This is a genomic window from Candidatus Methylobacter oryzae, from assembly GCF_003994235.2.
Taxonomy (GTDB): Bacteria; Pseudomonadota; Gammaproteobacteria; order Methylococcales; family Methylomonadaceae; genus Methylobacter_A; species Methylobacter_A oryzae.
On the sequence record NZ_RYFG02000109.1, the window covers coordinates 62,905 to 84,133 of the forward strand.

The 21,229-nt window shown below is 47.8% G+C and carries 21 protein-coding genes, 2 tRNA genes and 1 pseudogene; 19 read left to right on the forward strand and 5 right to left on the reverse strand.

Annotated features, from left to right (window positions below):
• Positions 1–7: 7 nt before the first annotated feature.
• The 4 genes from EKO24_RS15680 (at position 8) to EKO24_RS15695 (ending at position 4,332) form a co-directional block, all read left to right on the forward strand.
• Positions 8–1,675, forward strand: coding sequence for a formylmethanofuran dehydrogenase subunit A (locus tag EKO24_RS15680; RefSeq protein ID WP_127028361.1), 1,668 nt, complete (start codon positions 8–10; stop codon positions 1,673–1,675).
• Positions 1,672–2,568, forward strand: a complete 897-nt coding sequence (gene fhcD, locus EKO24_RS15685) for a formylmethanofuran--tetrahydromethanopterin N-formyltransferase (RefSeq protein WP_127028360.1) — start codon at positions 1,672–1,674, stop codon at positions 2,566–2,568. The genes EKO24_RS15680 and fhcD overlap by 4 nt, the downstream gene beginning before the upstream one ends.
• Complete coding sequence (locus tag EKO24_RS15690; protein ID WP_127028359.1) at positions 2,565–3,380, forward strand: formylmethanofuran dehydrogenase subunit C; 816 nt, start codon at positions 2,565–2,567, stop codon at positions 3,378–3,380. The genes fhcD and EKO24_RS15690 overlap by 4 nt, the downstream gene beginning before the upstream one ends.
• Positions 3,381–3,663: 283 nt before the next feature.
• Positions 3,664–4,332, forward strand: coding sequence for a radical SAM protein (locus EKO24_RS15695; RefSeq protein WP_338324013.1), 669 nt, complete (start codon positions 3,664–3,666; stop codon positions 4,330–4,332).
• Between the two features lie 8 nt (positions 4,333–4,340).
• Here EKO24_RS15695 and EKO24_RS15700 read toward each other — a convergent pair whose 3' ends face one another.
• Positions 4,341–4,592: a hypothetical protein gene (locus EKO24_RS15700; RefSeq protein WP_127028357.1), complete on the reverse strand. Its 252-nt coding sequence runs from the start codon at positions 4,590–4,592 to the stop codon at positions 4,341–4,343.
• Between the two features lie 207 nt (positions 4,593–4,799).
• On the opposite strand from EKO24_RS15700, the gene EKO24_RS15705 reads away from it, so the two are divergent.
• The 8 genes from EKO24_RS15705 (at position 4,800) to pdxJ (ending at position 11,674) form a co-directional block, all read left to right on the forward strand.
• Positions 4,800–4,884: transfer RNA gene (locus EKO24_RS15705), tRNA-Leu, on the forward strand.
• A gap of 504 nt (positions 4,885–5,388) precedes the next feature.
• Entirely contained in the window at positions 5,389–7,188 is a 1,800-nt protein-coding gene (gene lepA, locus EKO24_RS15710; RefSeq protein WP_127028356.1) for a translation elongation factor 4, read from the forward strand.
• Between the two features lie 102 nt (positions 7,189–7,290).
• Complete coding sequence (lepB, locus tag EKO24_RS15715) at positions 7,291–8,067, forward strand: signal peptidase I (RefSeq protein WP_127028355.1); 777 nt, start codon at positions 7,291–7,293, stop codon at positions 8,065–8,067.
• Between the two features lie 44 nt (positions 8,068–8,111).
• Entirely contained in the window at positions 8,112–8,489 is a 378-nt protein-coding gene (locus EKO24_RS15720) for a DUF4845 domain-containing protein (protein ID WP_127028354.1), read from the forward strand.
• Positions 8,486–9,172 (forward strand): ribonuclease III, encoded by a 687-nt coding sequence (rnc, locus tag EKO24_RS15725; RefSeq protein WP_127028353.1) that lies wholly within the window; start codon positions 8,486–8,488, stop codon positions 9,170–9,172. Before EKO24_RS15720 ends, rnc begins: the two co-directional genes overlap by 4 nt.
• Positions 9,169–10,050, forward strand: coding sequence for a GTPase Era (gene era / locus EKO24_RS15730; protein ID WP_127028352.1), 882 nt, complete (start codon positions 9,169–9,171; stop codon positions 10,048–10,050). Before rnc ends, era begins: the two co-directional genes overlap by 4 nt.
• Positions 10,043–10,846: a DNA repair protein RecO gene (recO, locus tag EKO24_RS15735; protein WP_127028351.1), complete on the forward strand. Its 804-nt coding sequence runs from the start codon at positions 10,043–10,045 to the stop codon at positions 10,844–10,846. The genes era and recO overlap by 8 nt, the downstream gene beginning before the upstream one ends.
• Positions 10,847–10,924: 78 nt before the next feature.
• Complete coding sequence (pdxJ, locus tag EKO24_RS15740) at positions 10,925–11,674, forward strand: pyridoxine 5'-phosphate synthase (RefSeq protein ID WP_127028350.1); 750 nt, start codon at positions 10,925–10,927, stop codon at positions 11,672–11,674.
• Between the two features lie 254 nt (positions 11,675–11,928).
• Here the strand turns inward: pdxJ and EKO24_RS15745 are convergent, their stop codons facing one another.
• Genes EKO24_RS15745 through EKO24_RS15760 form a run of 4 tightly spaced genes read right to left on the reverse strand, consistent with a single transcriptional unit; the run spans position 11,929 to position 14,846 of the window.
• Positions 11,929–12,888, reverse strand: a complete 960-nt coding sequence (locus tag EKO24_RS15745) for a sigma-54 interaction domain-containing protein (RefSeq protein WP_127028349.1) — start codon at positions 12,886–12,888, stop codon at positions 11,929–11,931.
• A gap of 9 nt (positions 12,889–12,897) precedes the next feature.
• Positions 12,898–13,629, reverse strand: a complete 732-nt coding sequence (locus EKO24_RS15750; RefSeq protein WP_127028412.1) for a sulfite exporter TauE/SafE family protein — start codon at positions 13,627–13,629, stop codon at positions 12,898–12,900.
• A gap of 47 nt (positions 13,630–13,676) precedes the next feature.
• The gene (gene pyrF / locus EKO24_RS15755) at positions 13,677–14,402 is read right to left on the reverse strand and encodes an orotidine-5'-phosphate decarboxylase (RefSeq protein WP_127028348.1); all 726 of its coding nucleotides are present in this window, start codon (positions 14,400–14,402) and stop codon (positions 13,677–13,679) included.
• Between the two features lie 60 nt (positions 14,403–14,462).
• Positions 14,463–14,846, reverse strand: coding sequence for a rhodanese-like domain-containing protein (locus tag EKO24_RS15760; protein ID WP_127028347.1), 384 nt, complete (start codon positions 14,844–14,846; stop codon positions 14,463–14,465).
• Between the two features lie 94 nt (positions 14,847–14,940).
• On the opposite strand from EKO24_RS15760, the gene EKO24_RS15765 reads away from it, so the two are divergent.
• The 7 genes and pseudogenes from EKO24_RS15765 (at position 14,941) to EKO24_RS22650 (ending at position 21,077) form a co-directional block, all read left to right on the forward strand.
• Entirely contained in the window at positions 14,941–15,867 is a 927-nt protein-coding gene (locus EKO24_RS15765) for an AEC family transporter (RefSeq protein ID WP_127028346.1), read from the forward strand.
• Between the two features lie 11 nt (positions 15,868–15,878).
• A complete protein-coding gene (locus EKO24_RS15770; RefSeq protein WP_127028345.1) occupies positions 15,879–17,105 on the forward strand; it encodes a competence/damage-inducible protein A in 1,227 nt (408 codons plus the stop codon).
• Between the two features lies 1 nt (position 17,106).
• The gene (locus EKO24_RS15775; protein ID WP_127028344.1) at positions 17,107–19,020 is read left to right on the forward strand and encodes an ATP-binding cassette domain-containing protein; all 1,914 of its coding nucleotides are present in this window, start codon (positions 17,107–17,109) and stop codon (positions 19,018–19,020) included.
• A 117-nt stretch (positions 19,021–19,137) separates the two neighbouring features.
• Positions 19,138–19,225 (forward strand) — tRNA-Ser (locus EKO24_RS15780).
• Between the two features lie 481 nt (positions 19,226–19,706).
• Positions 19,707–20,099, forward strand: a complete 393-nt coding sequence (locus tag EKO24_RS15785; RefSeq protein WP_161990610.1) for a phage terminase large subunit family protein — start codon at positions 19,707–19,709, stop codon at positions 20,097–20,099.
• A pseudogene (locus EKO24_RS15790) lies at positions 20,074–20,271 on the forward strand (Arm DNA-binding domain-containing protein); the annotation flags it as partial. The gene EKO24_RS15785 and the pseudogene EKO24_RS15790, both read left to right, overlap by 26 nt.
• A gap of 146 nt (positions 20,272–20,417) precedes the next feature.
• Positions 20,418–21,077 carry a sensor histidine kinase gene (locus EKO24_RS22650; RefSeq protein WP_241674580.1) on the forward strand — a complete coding sequence of 220 codons (660 nt, stop codon included), beginning with the start codon at positions 20,418–20,420 and terminating at the stop codon, positions 21,075–21,077.
• The last annotated feature ends 152 nt before the right edge of the window (positions 21,078–21,229 follow it).

The following is a 21,229-nucleotide window of genomic DNA, read 5'->3' on the forward strand; positions in this document are numbered from 1 at the left end:
AAGTAATATGTTGATTAAATTAACAGGCGGGGCTGTTTATGATCCTGCCAGCGGGATCGATGGCGTAAAACAGGATATTTACATTCAGGACGGACGCGTCGTCAATAAGCCGGTTGGCGATTTTAAAGTCGATAAGGAATACGATTTAAACGGCAAGATCGTAATGTCCGGCGCGATTGACATGCACACGCATATCGGCGGCGGTAAAGGCAATATTGCCCGGACGCTGCTGCCGGAAGACCATCGCCAGGATCCCGTTCACCGTACCGATATTTGCCGTTCCGGCTGCGGCCATGCGATGCCCAGCACCTTCGTGACCGGTTACCGTTATGCGGAAATGGGCTATACGGCCGGTTTCGAGCCCGCGGTATTGCCGGTCAACGCACGTCAGGCGCATATGGAAATGGCCGATATTCCGATTTTGGACAAAGGCGGCTATGTGTTATTGGGCAGCGACGATTATTTGCTGCGCATGTTGACGGCGAAAAAAGACCAGAAAGCGATTAACGATTATGTTGCTTTTACGATGCAGGCCGCTAAGGCGATTGGCGTTAAAGTCGTTAATCCCGGCGGCATTAATGCGTTTAAGTTTAACCAGCGCAAGCTGGATCTGGATGAACAAAATAGCCATTACGGCGTAACCCCGCGTGAAATTTTGCAAGTATTGGCGACGGCCATCAAAGAATTAGGCGTAAGCCATCCGCTGCACGTGCACGGTTGCAACCTGGGCGTGCCCGGCAATATGGATACCACGCTGAATACGATCCAGGGCATAGGCGGTCTGCCGATGCATTTGACTCATATCCAGTTCCATAGTTACGGCACCGAAGGGGATTTCAAGTTTTCGTCCGGTGCGGCGCAGATTGCCGAAGCCGTCAATAAAAACAAGAATATCACTATTGACGTCGGTCAGATTCTGTTTGGGCAAACCGTAACCGCGTCCGGCGATAACATGCGTCAACATGCCAATTATAAGCATGCCAGCCCGAATAAATGGGTGACGATGGATATTGAATGCGACGCGGGCTGCGGTGTGGTACCGTTTAAATACAAGGATCAAAACTTCGTCAATGCGCTGCAATGGGCGATTGGTTTGGAGACTTTCTTGTTGGTTGACGATCCTTGGCGTATTTTCCTGACCACGGACCATCCGAACGGTGCGCCGTTCACCAGCTACCCGCATTTGATCCGTTTGTTGATGGACAGAAGTTTCCGTAACGACGTATTGGCTACGATTCATCCTGAAGCGCAGAAGATGACGACGTTGGCGTCCATCGACCGCGAATACAGTTTGCAGGAAATTGCGATTATGACTCGCGCCGGTGCGGCCAGATTGATTGGTCTGCAAGACCGCGGCGGCTTGAGCGCCGGCAACTGGGCCGACATTACCGTTTATACCGATAACGCCGATCGGCAGAAGATGTTCGAAAAACCGGATTATGTGTTTAAAGACGGTGAATTGGTGGTGGTTGACGGCAAAGTGGTTCATACCAAGTGGGGCACAACTCACGTGGTTAAGCCGGATTATGATTTGTCGGTGGAAAAGGATTTGCAAGCCTATTTTGACCGCTTTCTGACTATGAAATTAGGCAACTTTAAAATCAGCGATGACGAGATAACAGAGGATGGACGCGGCAGTTTGACTGTGCATCCGCTTAAAGGAGATGTGGCATGATCATTAATGGCGTAGCTATAGATGCGACTTTCGCCGAAGCGTTTCCGATGAAAGCGACTCGCGCGATCATCACCGCGCAAAATGAAAAATGGGCGATGATTTCAGCCCAAGCGATGACCGGCTTTGCCACGTCGGTGATTGCCTGCGGTTGTGAGGCGGGAATTGAGCGGGTTCTCGATCCGTCCGAAACCCCTGACGGCCGTCCCGGTGTTTCGATCATGATTTTTGCGATGGGCGGGAAAGGATTGGCTAAACAACTTGAAACGCGGGCAGGGCAGTGTGTGTTGACATCGCCGACCTCGGCTTTGTTTGCAGGTATCGATGGCGGTACGCGAATAGCGTTGGGTAAAAACCTGCGTTATTTCGGCGACGGTTTTCAAGTGGCTAAATTGATCGACGGTAAGCGTTACTGGCGTATCCCGGTCATGGATGGCGAATTCTTGGCCGAAGCGACCACAGGACAAGTCGATGCTGTCGGCGGCGGTAATTTTCTGGTATTGGCCGAGTCGCAACCGCAAGCCTTGGCGGCCTGTGAGGCGGCCATTGAAGAAATGCGTAAAATTCCGAATGTGATTATGCCTTTTCCGGGGGGGGTGGTGCGCTCCGGTTCCAAGGTTGGGTCTAAATATAAGGCTTTGGGGGCGTCTACCAACGATGCGTTCTGTCCGACGTTAAAAGGCATGACCAAAACCGATCTTTCGCCGGAAGTCGAATCGGTTATGGAGATCGTGATTGACGGTTTAAGCAAAGAAGACATCGATAAAGCCATGCGTGTCGGTATTCAGGCGGTTTGCGATTTAGGTGCTGCGAACGGCATTAAACGCATTAGTGCGGGTAATTACGGTGGCAAGCTGGGACCGTTCCACTTTCACTTACAGGAGATTATGGCATGAGCGCTTTAACCTTTACGCTGAAATGTAAACCGGATCAGCGTGTTGATATGTCGCCGTTGGTCTGCCAAAAACTAGCCGATATGACGCTTGCTGAAATTGGCGCGCTTACTTTGCAAAATGGTAAACGCAAAGTGCGTGTCGATCAGTTGTTCGATGTTACCGGTAGCGATGCGCAAGATATTGTTATCAAAAACAGCTTTAGTAAGCTCGATTTTATCGGCAAAGAGCTGGAAGGCGGGCGCATAACGATTGAAGGCGATGCGGGGGCTTATCTTGGTTTGGGTATGAAGTCCGGCGAAATTGCTGTTTTGGGCGATGTTGGTCTTTATGCGGCCTGCGAAATGAAGAAAGGCTTTATAACCGTTAATGGTAATGCCGGAGACTTTTTGGGTGCGGCTTTGCCGGGCAATAAAATGGGTATGAAAGGCGGGACTATCCTGGTTAAAGGCAATGTCGGCGAACGTGCCGGCGATCATATGCGCCGCGGTAATATCCTGATTGAGGGCAGTGCAGGCGATTATTGCGGATCTCGAATGACTGCGGGTACTATCGCGGTCATGGGGCAAACCGGCAATTATTTGGGATATGCAATGCGCCGGGGCACGTTGCTGTTATGGAATCAGCCGCAAGCATCGGCAAGATTTAATGATTGCGGCGCGCATACCTTGGCGTTTTTGCCGATATTGTTTGCGTCGTTTAAAAAGCTTAATTCCAAATTTGCCGATAGTTCGGCGTCCTTTAACCGGGTGCGGCGTTATGCCGGCGATATGTCGGAAATGGGGCGCGGTGAGGTCTTGGTTAAAATAAGCTAAGCGGATGTTAGCCTGTTAGGGAGCAAAGAAAGCCTCAGTATAAAAGCTGGGGCTTTTTTTATTGGGGCAATATATTCCGTAGGTTTTCATAAAGAGAATTATGGCAGTATTAACAACAAGCAATCATAGCCGGGACATTGCCGGTTTAAAGTATGTCTATCCTGTACTTTCCAGGCGCGCGGGCGGTTTGTCTATCGGCATTAATTTTAATATCAATAATGCGTGCAACTGGCGCTGCATTTATTGCCAGGTGCCCGATTTAAAAGCCGGCGCCGCGCCGGATTTGGATTTTCAGTTGCTGGAAGACGAGTTGCGGTTTTTTCTTGACGATGTGCTATATGGAGATTTCTATCGTCGCTTCCAGGTGGATGAAGATAAGAGGGTAATTAAGGATATTGCTATCTCCGGTAACGGTGAATCAACCAGTGTAAGGGATTTTGATAAGGCTGTGGCTTTAATCGGCAGGGTGGCAACAGAAGCAGGGGTTTTTCCTCAAAGTAATTTTGTGTTGATCACGAATGGAAGCTTGGTTCATCGGCCAGGCGTCCAAAGTGGATTGAAAAAGTTAAACGAATATGGCGGAGAGGTATGGTTTAAGTTGGACAGCGCTACCGAAGAAGGCAGGGGTTTAATGAATAATGCGGGGCGGGGGCTTCAAGCAAGCGTCAAAAATTTATTGCTTTCTGCAAGGCTATGTCCGACAAGATTGCAAACATGTTTATTGGATTACGATAAGCGCGGCTTGTCTTTGCAAGAAAGAAATGCTTTTCTTGATTTGCTGAAAAGGCTTAAAACAGAAAGTTGTGTGTTAAAAGGGGTGATGCTGTATACGATTGCGCGGCCATCGCTCCAGCCGGAATCCGGTCGGCTGGAGAAGTTGCCGGTAGAGGTGCTGAATATGTTCGCCGAGGAGATCAGGCGCTTGGGCGTTGATGTTTTGGTATCTGGATGAGTGGTGTCTTAACCTTTTATATCCAGTAGGGACCCAATTGTCTTTTTATCGGCTTCAAGCAATTTGACTGCGGCAGAAGTTTCCAGTTCTGCATCTTTCAAGCTCAGTACCGGTTTAATAATATCGTTGGAATTGAACTCCGAACTGCCGACTTCGCCGTTTTGCATGGGCAATTTAGCGATTACTTGAGCCGAGTCCGCAGCTTTATGTTGTGCAGTGTTTATTAAATTAACTGCACTGGTGGTTGGTGAGATATTCATGTTCTACCCCCTTATACATTGAATTAGCTCAAAAGTAATACTACATCCAGTATGGATAATATGCAAAGACTGAATTTTAATTTTGTTGGAAAATTGTGAGTAAGTGGATGTTTTTTAAGTAATGATCTTTTAATTCTTTACGGGTTTTGAATTTATAACTTGCCGAGCTGATGTAATTGCAGATATAATTCTAAGTTCACTCAAAATGCGAATGTGGCGGAACTGGTAGACGCGCTGGATTTAGGTTCCAGTAGGTTATCCTGTGAGAGTTCGAGTCTCTCCATTCGTACCATCTTTTCTATATTGCAAAGCAACCGCGGCCTGTTTATTTTAAGTGGGTTCTTGCTGTGCGATATAAAAATTCAAAGTCTTTCTTCGGTTTGCCAATGCGTCGCGTCGAGTTATCGGGCGCTTTGCTGCTTTTCTCTATCTTTGAGTCAAGGGCCATCTTGTGGTCCAACTTGTAAGGTTATTGTATCGCCTACAGAAACTGATTCTTCTTTGCATCGAAAATACAATAGCTTTGCGATGACTCGACTGCTTCCTTAAGATTAAGTGGTGAAAGTAGGCTTCGAGTGGGCCTAAATCTGTTACAATATTCAGTTAACACAGGCGTGCAAATAGGGTAATGGTAAGCATTGTGGAGATGTTGCTTAGTATGGATGCGGAAAGCAGAGTGGCGCAGGGAGTGGTTTGCCAAGAGCTTGGCTTTTTATTGAGACATCTTCATTTATACTTAATTATTGGCAATGTTTGGCGCGATGCATTAATACTATTATAACAAGTTGAAATACAAGTGGATTTAAAACATATAAGAAATTTTTCCATTATCGCTCATATTGATCACGGTAAATCGACGCTTGCGGATCGGTTTATTCAAATTTGCGGTGGCTTAAGCGCTAGGGAGATGTCCGCGCAAGTACTTGATTCAATGGATATAGAAAAAGAGCGGGGTATTACGATTAAAGCCCAGAGTGTTACGCTGGATTTTAAAGCGAAAGACGGCGAAACTTATCAGCTTAATTTTATCGATACCCCTGGGCATGTGGATTTTTCTTATGAAGTTTCCAGGTCTTTAGCTGCTTGCGAAGGCGCGTTGCTGGTCGTTGATGCCGCGCAAGGCGTTGAGGCGCAAAGCGTTGCCAACTGTTATACGGCGATAGAACAAGGTTTGGAAGTTGTGCCGGTGCTGAATAAAATCGATTTGCCTTCTGCCGAACCTGCGCGGGTGCAGGCGGAAATTGAAGAGGTGATCGGTATTCCTGCCGACGAGGCGTTGATGATCAGCGCTAAAACGGGCTTGGGTGTTGAGGATGTGCTGGAGCAACTGGTAATTAAGATTCCTCCACCGAAAGGCGATATAGACGGGCCGTTGCAGGCGTTGATTATCGACTCCTGGTTTGATAGCTATCTGGGCGTGGTGTCGCTGGTCAGGATCGTGCATGGTAGTATCCGTAGAAAACAAAAGATCACTATCATGTCCACCGGTAAGTCGTTTATCGCTGAGAAGGTTGGGGTTTTTACGCCGAAACGTCTGGAAAAAGAAGTTTTAAACACCGGTGAAGTCGGGTTTGTCGTGGCCGGCATTAAAGATATTTTCGGTGCGCCGGTCGGCGATACCATTACCTGGACGGATAAGCCTGCTCCCGAGCAGCTTACTGGATTCCAACGGGTGCAACCGCGCGTTTTTGCCGGATTGTATCCGGTCAGTTCCGATCATTATGAAGATTTGCGCGAGGCTCTCAATAAGTTAAAGCTTAATGACGCGTCCTTAAACTTTGAACCGGAAACGTCCCAAGCATTGGGCTTTGGTTTTCGTTGCGGTTTTCTCGGCATGCTGCACATGGAGATTGTGCAGGAGCGATTGGAAAGAGAATACGATGTCGACCTGATTACGACAGCGCCTACCGTTGTCTATGAAGTCATTACCCAGAACGAGCAAGTTTTGATGATTGATAATCCGGCTAAACTGCCGGATATGGGAACTATCAAAGAAATCAGGGAGCCTATTATCCGGGCTAATATCCTTGTTCCTGAAACTTATCTGGGAGGTGTCATCACGTTGTGTATAGAAAAACGCGGTGTTCAGAAAGACATGCAGTACGTTGGCAGGCAGGTGTCGCTGCATTATGAAATGCCGCTCAGTGAAGTAGTGCTGGATTTCTTCGATCGATTGAAGTCCGTGAGTCGGGGGTTCGCATCGTTTGACTACGAGTTTTTGCGTTTCCAGCCGGCTGAGCTGGTCAAGTTGGACGTGCTGATTAACTCCGAGAAGGTTGATGCGCTGTCTATTATCGTGCATCGCGATCTCAGTCAAAACCGGGGGCGGGACTTGGTTGAGAAGATGAAAGATCTGATTCCGCGGCAAATGTATGAAGTGGCGATACAGGCTGCCATCGGTTCCAAGATTATTGCTCGATCCACCGTTAAAGCAATGCGGAAGAATGTGATTGCAAAATGTTACGGCGGCGATATTAGCCGTAAGAAAAAATTGCTCGAGAAGCAAAAAGCCGGAAAGAAACGAATGAAGCAGGTCGGCAATATTGAGATTCCTCAAGAAGCATTTCTAGCCGTTTTGCAGCTTAATAAAGAATAAAATCAGACGAAAGGCAAAAAGTATAAGGCGAAAAAACACCTTTCGTCTTTTATCTTTTATCTTTCGTTTTTTGCCTTAAACCTTTCACCCGAATATATAAACATGGACTATGATTTTTCCTTCTTTCTTGTCGTTGCCACATTGGTTACCGGTATCATTTGGGGCGGGTACTTGCTGGTGCTTAAATCAAGGGGAGAGGTTTTTGATGAAGAAAAAGAGCCTTGGTTTGTCGAGTATGCCCATTCTTTTTTTCCGGTGGTGCTGATTGTATTATTGTTGCGTTCATTTATAGCCGAACCTTTCCGCATACCTTCCGCGTCAATGATGCCTACCTTGCTGATAGGCGATTTTATTCTGGTTAATAAATTTGCTTATGGAATACGGTTGCCGGTTATCAATAAAAAAGTCATTGAGTTGAATGAGCCTAAGCGCGGGGATATTGTCGTTTTTCGCTATCCTAAAGACCCGGCTGTTGATTACATCAAGCGTGTGATTGGCCTGCCGGGAGACAGAGTTGCTTACTACGATAAAAAACTACATATCAATGGGGTTCCGATCAATCAAGTTTCCTTAGGGCGCTATCAAGGTGTGGGTCAAGGCGAGGATATGACCGGGAATGAGCATTTGTTGGAAGATTTGACCGGTGTTGAGCACAGTATTTTGATCAGGAATGGTGCGGCGTCAGCTGAAGGTGTTTATATCGTGCCGAAAGGCAGCTACTTTGTAATGGGGGATAACCGCGATAACAGTAACGATAGCCGTTATTGGGGTACGGTTCCTGAAGAAAACCTGGTTGGAAAAGCTTTTTTTATCTGGATGAGCTGGGACTGGCAGCACAAAGGTGTTGGCTTTGACCGTATTGGTACGGTGTTGAAATAACTGAACTATACTTATGATTTTATGTAAATCATTTGGAGAAAAAAATGAATTTATCGGCTACGCGTCAGCAGGGCTTGACCCTGATTTCACTCATTTTTGTTTTAGGGCTCATCGGTTTTTTCGTTTTGCTGACATTGAAGATAGTTCCAATCTACCTGGATCACGGTAAAGTAAAGAGTGCGTTGGAGGCGTTAAAAGCCACTCCTGAACTAGAAACGAAAAGCGAATATGAAATCAGGGATAGTTTAAACAAGCGCTTTAACATTAATTATGTTTACGATGTCAAACAAGATGACATCAAAGTTGTTAAGCATGGCAACTATTTAAAAGTGGATATCGAATATGAAACTGTCGTGAAATTGGTCGGTAATCTGAGTGCATTGGCCGAGTTTCATGACACTATTGAGGCAGGAGAAGAGTGATAAAAAAGCCTGAAGAACTATGTAAAAAGCTGGGTTTGGCGTTTAACAATCCCCAGCTTTTTATTACGGCTTTAACCCATCGGAGCGCAAGTTCGAACAACAACGAACGGTTGGAGTTTTTGGGTGATTCAATTTTGGGATTTGTTATTGCCCAGAAGCTATATGAGTTATTTCCCGATGCTTGTGAAGGTGTTCTAAGCCGTTTAAGAGCAAGCTTGGTCAATCAAGGCTCGCTCGCAGATCTCGCCAGGAAGCATCAATTGGGTGATTATTTATTGCTGGGTTCGGGAGAGTTGAAGAGTGGTGGTTTCCGTCGCGATTCCATTCTGTCCGATGCGGTGGAAGCAATTATAGGGGCGTTATATAACGATCAAGGTATGAGCGCTTGTCAGAAATGGATTGTCTTGTATTTATTTGCCGAGAAGCTGAAAAATCTATCTCTGGATAATTGGCAGAAAGATCCTAAAACTCAGCTACAGGAGTTAATGCAATCCAAGAAAATGGATTTGCCGGATTATACCTTGATAACTATGTCCGGCCTTGCGCATGAACAAACTTTTAAAGTTAAGTGTACGACTTCATTAATAGCAGAGTCTTGCATTGGTACTGGGAATTCCAGAAAAAAGGCCGAGCAGTCGGCGGCGGAGCTTATGCTCGAATTGTTAAATAAGGACACTAAATGAATTGTGGTTTTGTCGCCCTGATCGGGCGACCTAATGTCGGCAAATCAACATTGATGAATCATCTGCTGAAGCAGAAAATCAGCATTACCTCGCGCAAGCCTCAAACAACCCGGCATCAAATTCTCGGTATCAACACCACTGACGCAGGGCAGGCCATTTACATGGATACGCCGGGCATGCATAACAGTGAAAAGCGGGCGCTGAATCGTTATTTAAACCGGACTGCTGAAACAACCTTATTGGGCGTTGACGTGATCGTCTGGTTGATCGACGGCTTGTCTTGGCATGAGTATGATGAGGCTATCTTCAAGAAACTGAAACAGGCAGGTTTGCCGGTGATCCTTGCTGTTAACAAAGTTGATAAGGTGGCCGACAAGGAAGCGATTTTGACTTTTTTTAACGAAGCTCAACATCGTTTTCCGTTTAAACATTTAATACCGATCTCCGCGTTAAAAGGCACTAATCTTGATGAGTTGGAAAGCTTGATCATGCAGTTATTGCCTGAACGGGATTTAATCTATCCTGAGGATCAGGTAACCGACAGGTCCGAGCGCTTTCTGGCTGCTGAAATTGTCAGGGAAAAGTTAACCAGGCGCTTGGGTGCCGAACTTCCTTATGCGTTGACGGTAGAGATTGAGCGTTACGAAGAAAAGCCCCATATTACTAAAATATATGCCATCATCTGGGTGGAACGATTGACCCAGAAGAATATAGTAATCGGCAAAGACGGTGATATGCTAAAGAAAGTCGGCACCGATGCCCGGTTGGATATAGAAAAGCTAATCGGACAGAAGGTTTATCTGCAGCTTTGGGTTAAAGTTAAAAAAGGCTGGTCGGATAGCGAGCGAGCCTTGCAAAGCTTGGGATTCAATGACTGAACCGGCAGTTTATTTGCAACCCGCTTTTATTTTGCAGCATCGTAAATACCGGGAAACTAGCCTGATTATTGATGTATTGACCCGGGATTTCGGCCGGGTTTCTCTATTGGCTAAAGGTGTTAGAAAGGCCAAGTCAAAAACAGCGGGACTGCTGCAACCGTTTATTCCATTGCTCATTTCCTACTTTGGCAAGGCAGAGTTAAAAACGCTGACCGATGTTGAGCTTCAGCCAGCCAGCCCGATCCCTGGAGATAACCGCGCATGTTCCCGGCCTGCTTACGGTATACACTCCGTCCCTGGAGATATAATTCAGCCGCTTGGTGAGCTAAAAGGGCTTGCGTTGTATTGCGGTTTTTATGTTAATGAGCTGATCGGATATTTTTTGCACAAATATGATCCACATCCTGAGGTGTTTGATTATTACAGTAGATGTTTATCGCGTCTCTCGGATGGGGCTAATATAGAAGCGGCATTACGGGAATTTGAGCTTGATCTGTTGCAGGTTGTGGGTTATGGCTTGCCGTTGGAATACGATGTTAATGATCATCCCATTGGGTCTTTTAAAAAATATGACTTTAATGTCGGTCAAGGCGCGGTTGAGGCTTTGAATGGACAGTTTTCAGGTAAGGCTTTGCAAGCGCTTAACGCCAGGAAGTTGACCGATTCGCAAGTATTAGTCGAAGCGAAAATACTGATGCGTATGGTCATTGATGTATATCTGCAGGGCAAGCAGCTTAAAAGCCGGGCAGTTATCAATGAAATCATAAAGCACACTAGTGCCGAACGGGATTTATAATCTCGATCCTAACATTTAACCAGTCATAATAATCTCGAACGGAGTGGGCGGAGCTACAAGCTCTGGCCAGCGTGAAAAATGAACAGAAAAGACATTTTATTAGGCGTGAATATCGATCACGTCGCTACCTTGAGGCAAGCCAGAGGTACGCTTTATCCCGAAACGATCCAGGCGGCATTGGTTGCGGAGCAGGCCGGTGCTGACGGCATTACCGCGCATTTGCGAGAAGACCGTCGGCATATTCAGGACAGGGATATTTATCTATTAAAAGATATGCTCCATACCCGGTTGAATATGGAAATGGCCGTAACCGATGAAATGGTCGGCATAGCGATGAAAGTGCGGCCTTATGCTTGCTGTTTGGTGCCCGAAAAACGTGAGGAATTGACTACCGAAGGTGGGTTGGATGTCGCCGGCAACTTGCAGCGCCTGCAATGGGCGTGCGACAAATTGGCTGGGGCAGGTGTTGAGGTGTCCCTATTTATTGATCCGGATGAGTTGCAAATTGATGCGGCAGTAAAAGCCGGAGCGCCGGTTGTGGAATTGCATACCGGCTGTTACGCCGATGCGGATAATCCCCGGCAGCAAGCCGAAGAGTTGGCGCGGATCAGAAGAGCTGCTGTTTATGCGCATAGTGCCGGGTTACAAGTGAATGCCGGGCATGGTTTGAATTTTCATAATGTAGAGGCAATCTGTGCAATACCGGAAATAGTAGAGCTTAATATCGGCCACTCGATTATCGCACAGGCGGTATTTTCCGGGTTGGCTCAAACGGTTAAAGATTTGAAGCGCGTAATGCGCAACTCAAGAATGCAGCACAGCATGTGAAAATAGGGCGCATTAGCAGGCTAATCGGTATGAATGAGCAATGCTTTGTTTGTCGTTGCCGAATAGTTGGCCTAACACCGCCTTTTTCTGTCGAAGTTCGCAGCAGGCATAGTGGTGGAGCCTGAAATCATATCATTTTTTTTAGCAGTTATTGAATGATTGCAGGCTGGAAGGCTGAGGTTGGAGCATTAATGTAATTAGCGGTATTTAGGCGCTATGAAAGCGATAATGTACCGCTCAATGGATGTCGAACGTTAGTTTGCAAAGCCGTGCTTTTGCATGCGGTAAAGCAAAGTATCACGAGAAATACCCAATAGTTTTGCGGATTTGCTGCGATTGCCTTTAGTGCGATTCAAGGCTTGATATATTAAATCAGCTTCTAGCGTATCCAACTGTAGACCGTTTTCGGGCAGAGTAAAGTCGGTTGTTGCAGAGGCATTGCTGGTGTATTTGGTTGTGAATTCAGGCGGAAGATTTTCCGGTTCGATCACTTTGCCGGCTAATAAAATACTAAGCCTTTCGCATAAATTGCGTAATTCACGGATATTTCCCGGCCATGAGTAAGCTTTAAGCGTTTTTAAAGCTTGCTTGCTGAATTTTGGCGCAGTCAGCGCGTGTGTATTTTCAAACAAGGTTAGGAAATGCTTGATCAGCGATTCAATATCTTCAGTGCGTTGCGCCAATGGCGGTAACTCTAAAGGTATGACATTCAAGCGAAAATACAAGTCCGACCTGAATTGGCCGCTTTCTATTTGTTTGCTTAGGTCGGTGTTTGTTGCGGAAATAACGCGGACATCGACTTTATAAGGTTTGATTTCGCCGACTGCAAGACATTCGCCGGATTCAAGGAATCGCAATAACTTTGCCTGAATCGACAACGGTAAAGAATTAATCTCATCAAGGAATAGCGTGCCGCCATCCGCAGCCTGAAAAAGACCTTGCTTATCCGATGTTGCACCTGTGAAAGAGCCTTTTTTATGACCGAACAACTCCGATTCGATCAGGCTTTCAGGTAATGCTGCGCAATTTAAGGTGATAAAAGCCTTATTGGCACGAGTGCTGGCTTGTTGGATCGCGGTGGCGAGCACTTCTTTACCGGTACCTGTCTCGCCTTTCAGCAATACTGTAACATCGGTAGCGGCAACGATTTTGGCGCTACGGATTAACGAATCCAAAGCGGGAGATTGACCAATGATCGCGTTAAAATGATCCATAGATGCCTCTTAATGTAGTGCCATATTATGTGTTGTGATGGCCATAGGATTGAGCCAGGGCAAGGCCGCCAGTACAGCAAGCACAATCATGAATAAGCCTATTGCCTGCTTGAAGCGCTGCATTCTGGATAACCTTGTTAGAATGCCGGTCATTATACCGACTCCCATGACCGCTGGTAAAGTTCCCAATCCGAAAAACAGCATAGTCAGCGCGCTATGGTTAATGCTATCCGCCGTTGCAGCAAGGGCAAGAGCCGAATAAACCAAACCGCACGGCAGCCAGCCCCATACCATGCCGAAAAGATAAGCTTGTCTGCAGTTTTTAACCGGGATCAGTTTGCGGCCTAAAGGTTCAATCATTTTCCAGAAGCGCAAGCCGATTTTTTCAATGTAGGCAAAGCGGGGAAACCACCCTGCAATATAAAGCCCCGCCCCCGCCATGATGGTGGCTGACAATAATTGCAACAACCTATGCCCAGTGATTTCGCCCATCGGCATAGCGATTAATGCTTCAATAAGCCCCGCTAACGCGCCGGCCGCCGTGTAGCTGGTGATGCGGCCAATGTTGTAATTGAGCACAAAGGGAAATAGCCGGTTTTTTTGGTTTCGTATTTCCGGGCTCAGACTCAAAGTTAACGTGCCTATGATGGAGCCGCACATGCCGATACAGTGCATGCTGCTGAATAGACCCATCGTAAATGCGACCAGGTATGAGGTGGTAAAAGCGAGATCAAATTCCATAGTCACGGAGCATTATTATAAATAGAGAGGTAAAAGCGGCTTCGAACTTATTGGAACTGCGCAAGAATCTGCCCCTGAATCTTCTCTGCCATCGCCTTGCTGTTTTCAGCGTCGCGGATAGGTCTGCCGACGACGATATAATCGGCGCCGTTCTGGAAAGCCATTTCTACGCTAACGACGCGTTTTTGATCGTCTTCTTCCCGATTGTCGACAGGCCTGATGCCGGGGGTGATAACAAGCAGTTTATGGTCCAGCTCTTCTCTGAGCATCGCGACTTCAAGGCCCGACGAAACAATACCGTCGCAGCCGATTTGTAAGGCGCGTTTGGCGCGGGATAAAACCAGTTCGCGAACATCGCAGGCAAAGCCTAAGTCGTCAAGATCGCCGCGATCCAGGCTGGTTAACGCAGTTACGGCTAAGACTTTAAGGTCGCCTTTTTCCTTCGCGGCCGCTTCCATAATCGCATCGTTGCCGTGAATCGTGGCAAGGTCAACGCCCTTGCTGCTCAAGGCTCTAATGGCCCTGCCTACGGTGGCGGGAACATCAAAAAACTTCAGGTCGACAAAGATCTTTTTATTTTGCTGTTTTAACCATTCAATAAAACCGAAATAATCGCCCGACATAAACAATTCCATGCCAACTTTGTAAAAGATTACCGAGTCGCCGAGTTCTTCCACCAAAGCTTGCGCTTCGGGAATGCTGGGGACATCCAACGCCATAATTAAACGTTCGCGGACAGGGATGGATTTGGTTGAGATAAATGATTGAGACATAGTAGAGATAAGTAAAAAATAAAAAATTCTAGCGCATGGGCTGTGCCCATCGTTGCCGGCTTATTCAGTTACGAAGCCTTGTTGATGCCAAGCCTGTATTCCGCCGTTCAATAAAAAAACTTTGGAAAATCCTGCCGCTTTCAATGCCAGTTGCGCTTGTGCGGAGCGTAGGCCTGCTACGCATTGGGTGATAATCGGGCGGGTTTTATAAGGTTCAAGTTCAGGTAGCCGTTCACTAAGTTGGGATAGCGGTATGCGGATAGCGCCGTGAATGTGGTGTTCGTTCCAGTCGCTGTTTTCACGCACATCGATAATAACTGCCTGATTTTTAACGCGCATGGTTGCTGCTTCTTGCACCGAGACGACATCGGTTTCCGCGATTGCAAAAGGGCTGGTTATTAATAAAAAAACACCAAGTTGGCAATATCTTGAAAATAAACGCACTTAAACGCTCCCGAATAATAAGTCGGCATATATTACCGGAACTTGTTTTAACGGTGAATGTTAAAATTCACTATTGCCACAATAGACCTCGATTATGAATTCAACATTGATACAAATGACCTTACTGATGGCGTCCGGCGCAGTTTGGCGTTTTACCAAACCGGCGGGCTTGCCAGCCGAGCAAGCCCGGTTGGTGCTGACCTCGGTGGTCTATTACTTATTGCTGCCGGCCATGGTGCTGGAAGTCCTTTGGACGGCGGATATCGGCTTGCATTCGTTTCAATATACCTTGTTGGGCGTGAGTAGCATCGCTTTGGCAATGTTTTGTCTCTGGATAGTGGGAGCGTTATTTAAGTTTGAAGATCGGCGTATGGGGGCGATGATATTGGCGGCGGCATTTCCTAATGTCACTTATCTGGGTTTGCCGGTTTTAGAGCAAACGTTTGGCAGTTGGGCCAGGTCGGTGGCAATACAGATGGATTTGTTTGCAGCCACACCGTTATTGTTTACCCTCGGCGTGGTTGTGGCGCGGCATTACGGCGAAGAGAGCGTGGAAAAGCCCAGATCGTTATGGCTGTTTTTCAACGCACCGCCATTCTGGGCTGCGGCTGTTGCCGTTATACTGAATATTAACGGTCTGGTTGCCCCGGTATGGCTGATCGGCGTGTTGCAAAAGCTGTCTGCGGGTGTAGTGCCGTTGATGCTGTTTTCTTTAGGATTGGCGCTAAGCTGGCAAGCAGTCACTGCCCGCAACGTTCCCTATGTGATCCCTGTTATATTAATTAAAATGGCGCTGATGCCGTTATTTGCAATGATTCTTGTCGGTTATCTGTCTATTGGCAGCGAATATCGGGCGGCCGCAGTGCTTGATTTGTCGATGCCGAGCATGTTGTTGGGCATTGTTTTCTGTGACCGCTACCGGTTGGACAGCTCGCTGTATGCGATGGCGGTCACAGTGACGACGGCAATCAGCCTGATTGCGTTGCCGTTCTGGCATAACATATTAATGAACCTTAACTGACGGGCCTCAACATGAATCCAACGCTAGAGATTTTCTCGCAAGGCGAAGAAGTCGTTACCGGACAAACCGTCGACACTAATGCAGCCTGGTTGTCGGAACGAGTTGTTGCGATGGGCTTTAACGTAACCCGTCATACCGCCGTGGGCGACAAATTGGAGGATCTGGTAGCCTTGCTGCGGGAAATTTCAGTCCGTGCCGATTGCTGCATTTGCACCGGCGGGCTGGGGCCGACCAGCGACGATTTAACTGCCGAGGCCGTTGCTCAAGCATTCGATTTGCGGTTGGAGTTCGATGCGCTTGCTTTTGAACAGATTAAGCGCTTTTTTACGCTCAGGAATAGGAATATGCCCGAATCAAACCGCAAGCAGGCCATGTTTCCGAAAGGTGCGGAGCGTATCGACAATGCCTGGGGGACCGCGCCGGGTTTCGCTTTGCAGGCCGGCCGCTGCTGGTTTGCTTTTATGCCGGGCGTGCCTTTGGAAATGCGGCATTTGTTTTTGGAATTTGTCCAGCCGGCACTGGCAAGCCGTTTCATACTGAGGCCCGGCAAGTTAATCGCGATTAAAACCCTTGGTATGGGGGAGTCGGCTATTCAAGAAATCATCAGTACGATTGAAATTCCTGCCCAGGTACAGCTGGGCTTCCGGGCAAGTCCGGACGATGTACAAACCAAATTATTTTTTCCATACGATTACCCTGAAGCCGCTATCAGTTCGCTGGCATCCGCTATTGCGGCAGCGCTTGGCGATCATGTGTTTGCGGTTGACGGTTTAGGGCAGGCAAGCGGCGATCTGGTATTTACAGTGGATCAACTGATGACCGCCGGAAAATACACGCTGGCCGTAGCCGAAACTGCGAGTCAGGGCTTGTTGGCGGCGAAATGTGTAGGTTTGCCGTGGTTGCTGGAAACCCGCTATGAGCAATCTTTGCAAAAGCTCGGGCAAAAGCTGGGGATTACGATAAATACCGATAATTTGCAGGCAACCGCGCAAGCCGCCGCAAAAGAGATAAAAAGAACCGGCGATGCCGATTTTGTGCTGGTTCAGCTCTATGCCGGAGACGTTCAGACATTTCACGATAAAGACCAAGCCATTATTCTATATAATGTGCTGCTGGCCGGAGATGGATTTCATCAAGCGATTCATTCAGTGGCAGGCCCTATCAAACGCAAGCAAAACCAGGCCGCGTTACTGGCGCTGGATTTATTACGACGCTATTTACAACATAAAGAACTTTAAAATGCCCTTATTACGATTGTCTAACGTTTCCATTGCTTATGGAACTCATGCTTTATTGAACAATGCCGACTTTCAGTTGGATGCCGGGGAACGAGTAGGCTTGTTAGGCCGCAACGGCGAGGGTAAATCAACCTTAATGAAGATTATTGCCGGTAATATTCAACCCGATCACGGCGAAATCTGGCGTCAGCCGGGATTAAGGCTGGCATGGCTGGAACAGTCCCCGGAATTGCCGGACGGTGCAACTATTTACGATGCTGTGGCCGGCGGCTTGGGCGAGTTGGGTGAGTGGATTACCCGCTACCACGCCTTGTCGTTAACCATGGATTACAACGACAGCAATGCCTTGAACGAACTGGGCGATTTACAGCACAAACTCGAAGCGCATAACGGTTGGCATTTCCAACAGCGAGTCGAAACCACGTTAAGTAAACTCGATTTGCCCGGCGATTTGAAAATCAGCGGCCTGTCCGGCGGCTGGAAGCGGCGCGTGGCGCTGGCCAGGGCCTTGGTCATAGAGCCGGAAGTGTTGTTGCTCGACGAGCCGACCAACCATCTGGACTTTGAAAGCATTACTTGGCTGGAAGAACAAATCCTGAATTTTCAGGGAGCGGTATTATTTGTAACTCACGATCGCTCGTTCTTGCAGAAACTGGCGACCCGGATTATCGACCTGGATCGAGGCAATCTGGTGTCCTGGCAGGGTAATTACGACGACTTTTTAACCAGAAAAGCCGCAGCGCTGGAGGACGAAGCTAACCAGAATGCCGAATTCGACAAGAAGTTGGCTGAGGAAGAAGTTTGGATCAGACAGGGCATAAAAGCCAGGCGTACCCGTAATGAGGGCCGGGTCAGGGCGCTGGAAAAATTGCGTAATGAACGTGCTCAGCGCCGCAATACGCAAGGCACCAGCAAAATGACGCTGGAGCGCGGCGATGCCTCCGGCAAGAAAGTGATCGAAGTTAATGACATCTGTTTCGCTTATCAAGACCGGCAGATTATTAAGCATTTTTCCACACTGGTTCAGCGTGGTGACAAAATCGGCCTGATCGGCGCGAACGGTGCCGGCAAATCGACGCTATTAAAATTATTATTAAAGCAATTAGAGCCTACTAGCGGTTCAGTAGAGCAGGGCACGCGCCTCGAAATCGCCTATTTTGACCAGTTGCGCGACCAGCTCGATCCGGAAATGACCGTCTGCGACACCATCGCCGACGGCAACGATTTTGTCGAAATCGCCGGCACCAAGCGGCATGTAATGTCGTATCTGGGCGATTTCCTGTTTGCTCCGGCCAGGGCGCGTTCGCCGGTAAAAAGCTTGTCCGGAGGCGAAAAAAACCGCTTGCTGCTGGCGCGCTTGTTCACCAAGCCTGCCAACCTGATCGTCATGGACGAACCGACCAACGATCTGGATTTGGAAACTCTGGAGCTGCTCGAAGAAAAGTTGGTCGCGTTTGACGGTACCTTGTTGTTGGTCAGTCATGACCGGGCTTTTCTGGATAATGTGGTAACCAGCGTGTTCGTACTTGATGGATCGGGGGAGGTTGATGAATTTGTCGGCGGTTATACCGATTGGATGAATCACGTTAAGCAAGCTAAGCAGGTGGAGGCTGTGAAGGCTGTAAAACAAGAAAAACCGGCTGTACCGGCTCCTGTGCGTACGTCTGCAAAGAAGAAGTTAAGTTTCAAAGAGCAACAGGAATTGGCTAAATTGCCGGAACTGATCGATGAATTGGAAGCCAAACAAGCTGAATTAAACCGGCAAATCAGTGCGCCCGAGTTCTATAAAAAAGAACAAGTTGTCGTTACGAAGACTTTGGATGAATTGAAGCAGATTGATGAAGCATTAGAGCAAGGCTATAAACGCTGGGATGAGCTGGAAGCATTGGCCGAGGAAGGCGGTAATCAAAAGTAGCAATTTCTACGATAATATCATCCGGCTATGTGCTCGTAATCGATAAGAGCGTTGCACTAGGATGCAATATCGATTATCCTACCCGGCTTCTCACAGATCATGAGAAACAAGATAATAGGAGAGATGGCCGAGCGGTCGAAGGCGCACGCCTGGAAAGTGTGTATACGGCAACGTATCGAGGGTTCGAATCCCTCTCTCTCCGCCATGTAAATAACTGATTTTTATAATAGAAATATTTTTTAAATGTAAAAATTGGCGATAATTGGCGGTACATTATCTGCAAGAACCGCCATTTAAATTCAAAAAGCGTAATTTCAAATTCGAGTTCCTACTCGCTCAACATCAAGTATTTCTGCGCATCAGCGCGAATTTCTTATTTCAAAACTTATTTCAAAAAAAATTTTTTTTGCAAAAACACCGCGGGCGAGGAGGAGTGAAAATCGGGGCGGTCGGATCGGTTTGCGGGATGGCTGGCGGTGGTGGAAGAGGGCCTGTATTTGTCTGTAATGGTTGCTAATCGTTGGGCACAAAAAAACCGGGACTGGCCCGGTTTGATAATGATGGGCCGGGATTGCTCCCGGCTTAGTGTCGCTTAGTGCAGCGTTTCGGTTAGCTGGTTGATGAGGGCGTTTAGCAAGCAGTAGATCTGTATTGGCGTGATGGTGCCTTGTTCTACTGCTGCGCTGATGCCTTGGTTGGCTCCGTTAAGGGCGTGGATGATTTGTTGTTGTTCTTTTGTCAACCTGTCGAAACTGTTGGCTTGTACCGTGGACGTCGATCAATGGTCGGACTACAAGCCGGAAGCCGCGCGGCCGTTCGGCAATAAGCCGGTGGCGCTGGGTTACGATCCGAGCCGCACCCGAGACAATGCCAGCTTGGCCGCGTTGGGCATTCCGATCATTGCCGGCGAGGCGTGGCGAGTGCTGCGCACCGACAGCTATCACGGGCAGAATTTCCAGTTCCAGAGCAACCGGATCAAGGACGTTCGCAATAGCCATAACGTGCAGCACATCGGCATTGATATATTCAGCCAGACCAAGCGAGATACCCCCAATGCCACTTTCAGACACCACCTGTAAGAACGCCAAGTCCAAAGAAAAGCCTTATAAACTCGCTGATGAGAAAGGCATGTTCCTATTGGTTAATCCCAACGGTTCAAAGTATTTCCGGTTAAAGTATCGATTTGGGGGTACAGAAAAGACCTTAGCTTTGGGGGTATATCCTGAAACATCATTGAAGGATGCCAGAGAAAAACGAGACGCAGCCAGAAAACAAATTAATGACGGTATCGATCCAAGCATAACCCGGAAAATAGAAAAGGCCGGCAACATTGAAAACACCTTTACCTGCGCATCAACAGAAACTACGAGCGATGGTTCGGGCTTAGCGAGGAACAGATTCGTGGCCGCCATATGCGCGAGATTCTCGGCGAAGCGGCTTGGCAAGCTATCGAGTCCTATGTCAAGCAGGTCTTGGTTGGTGAGCAAATTGATTTCGAGCTCGAGGTGCAGTACATCGAGGATGGTCCGCGCTGGATTCATGCGACTTACTCTCCGGATTTTAACGCCGAAGGACAGGTGCGCGGCTTTGTGGTGCATGTGCTTGATATCAGCGAGCGGAAACAAGCTGAAAAGGCTTTGCGCGAGGCGGACCGGTGCAAGGATGAATTCCTCGCCATGCTGGCGCACGAGCTACGCAACCCTCTGGCGCCGATCAGTAATGCTGTGCATATCATGAAGTTGTCTAGTCTGGATGAAACACAGCTGGCTTGGTGCAGCGACGTCATTAGCCGCCAGGTTGAACATCTGGTTCGGTTGGTGGATGACTTGCTGGATGTTTCGCGCATCAGTCGCGGCAAGATCGAGCTGAAGAAGGAAGCGCTTGATATATCAACTATTGTGCAGCGGGCGGTTGAAACGAGTCAGCCGCTGATTAATACTCGCCGACATGAGTTTTCCGTAAGTCTGCCGACTGAGTCTGTATGCGTTGAAGGCGACTTAGTCCGATTGTCGCAAGTGGTATCGAATCTACTTAAATGTGAATTAAGAGCTGAATAGAAGCCAGTTCACAGTTGGGCTAGACTATTGGAAAAGACACGACTCCTCCCAATTCTCTAGGCCCCCCCATGAACTGGCAAGACCAATTAATAACAATTTACCTGTATGTCTGCAAGCACTATCAAAATAACCTTTGGGTTTATAGTCAGCGC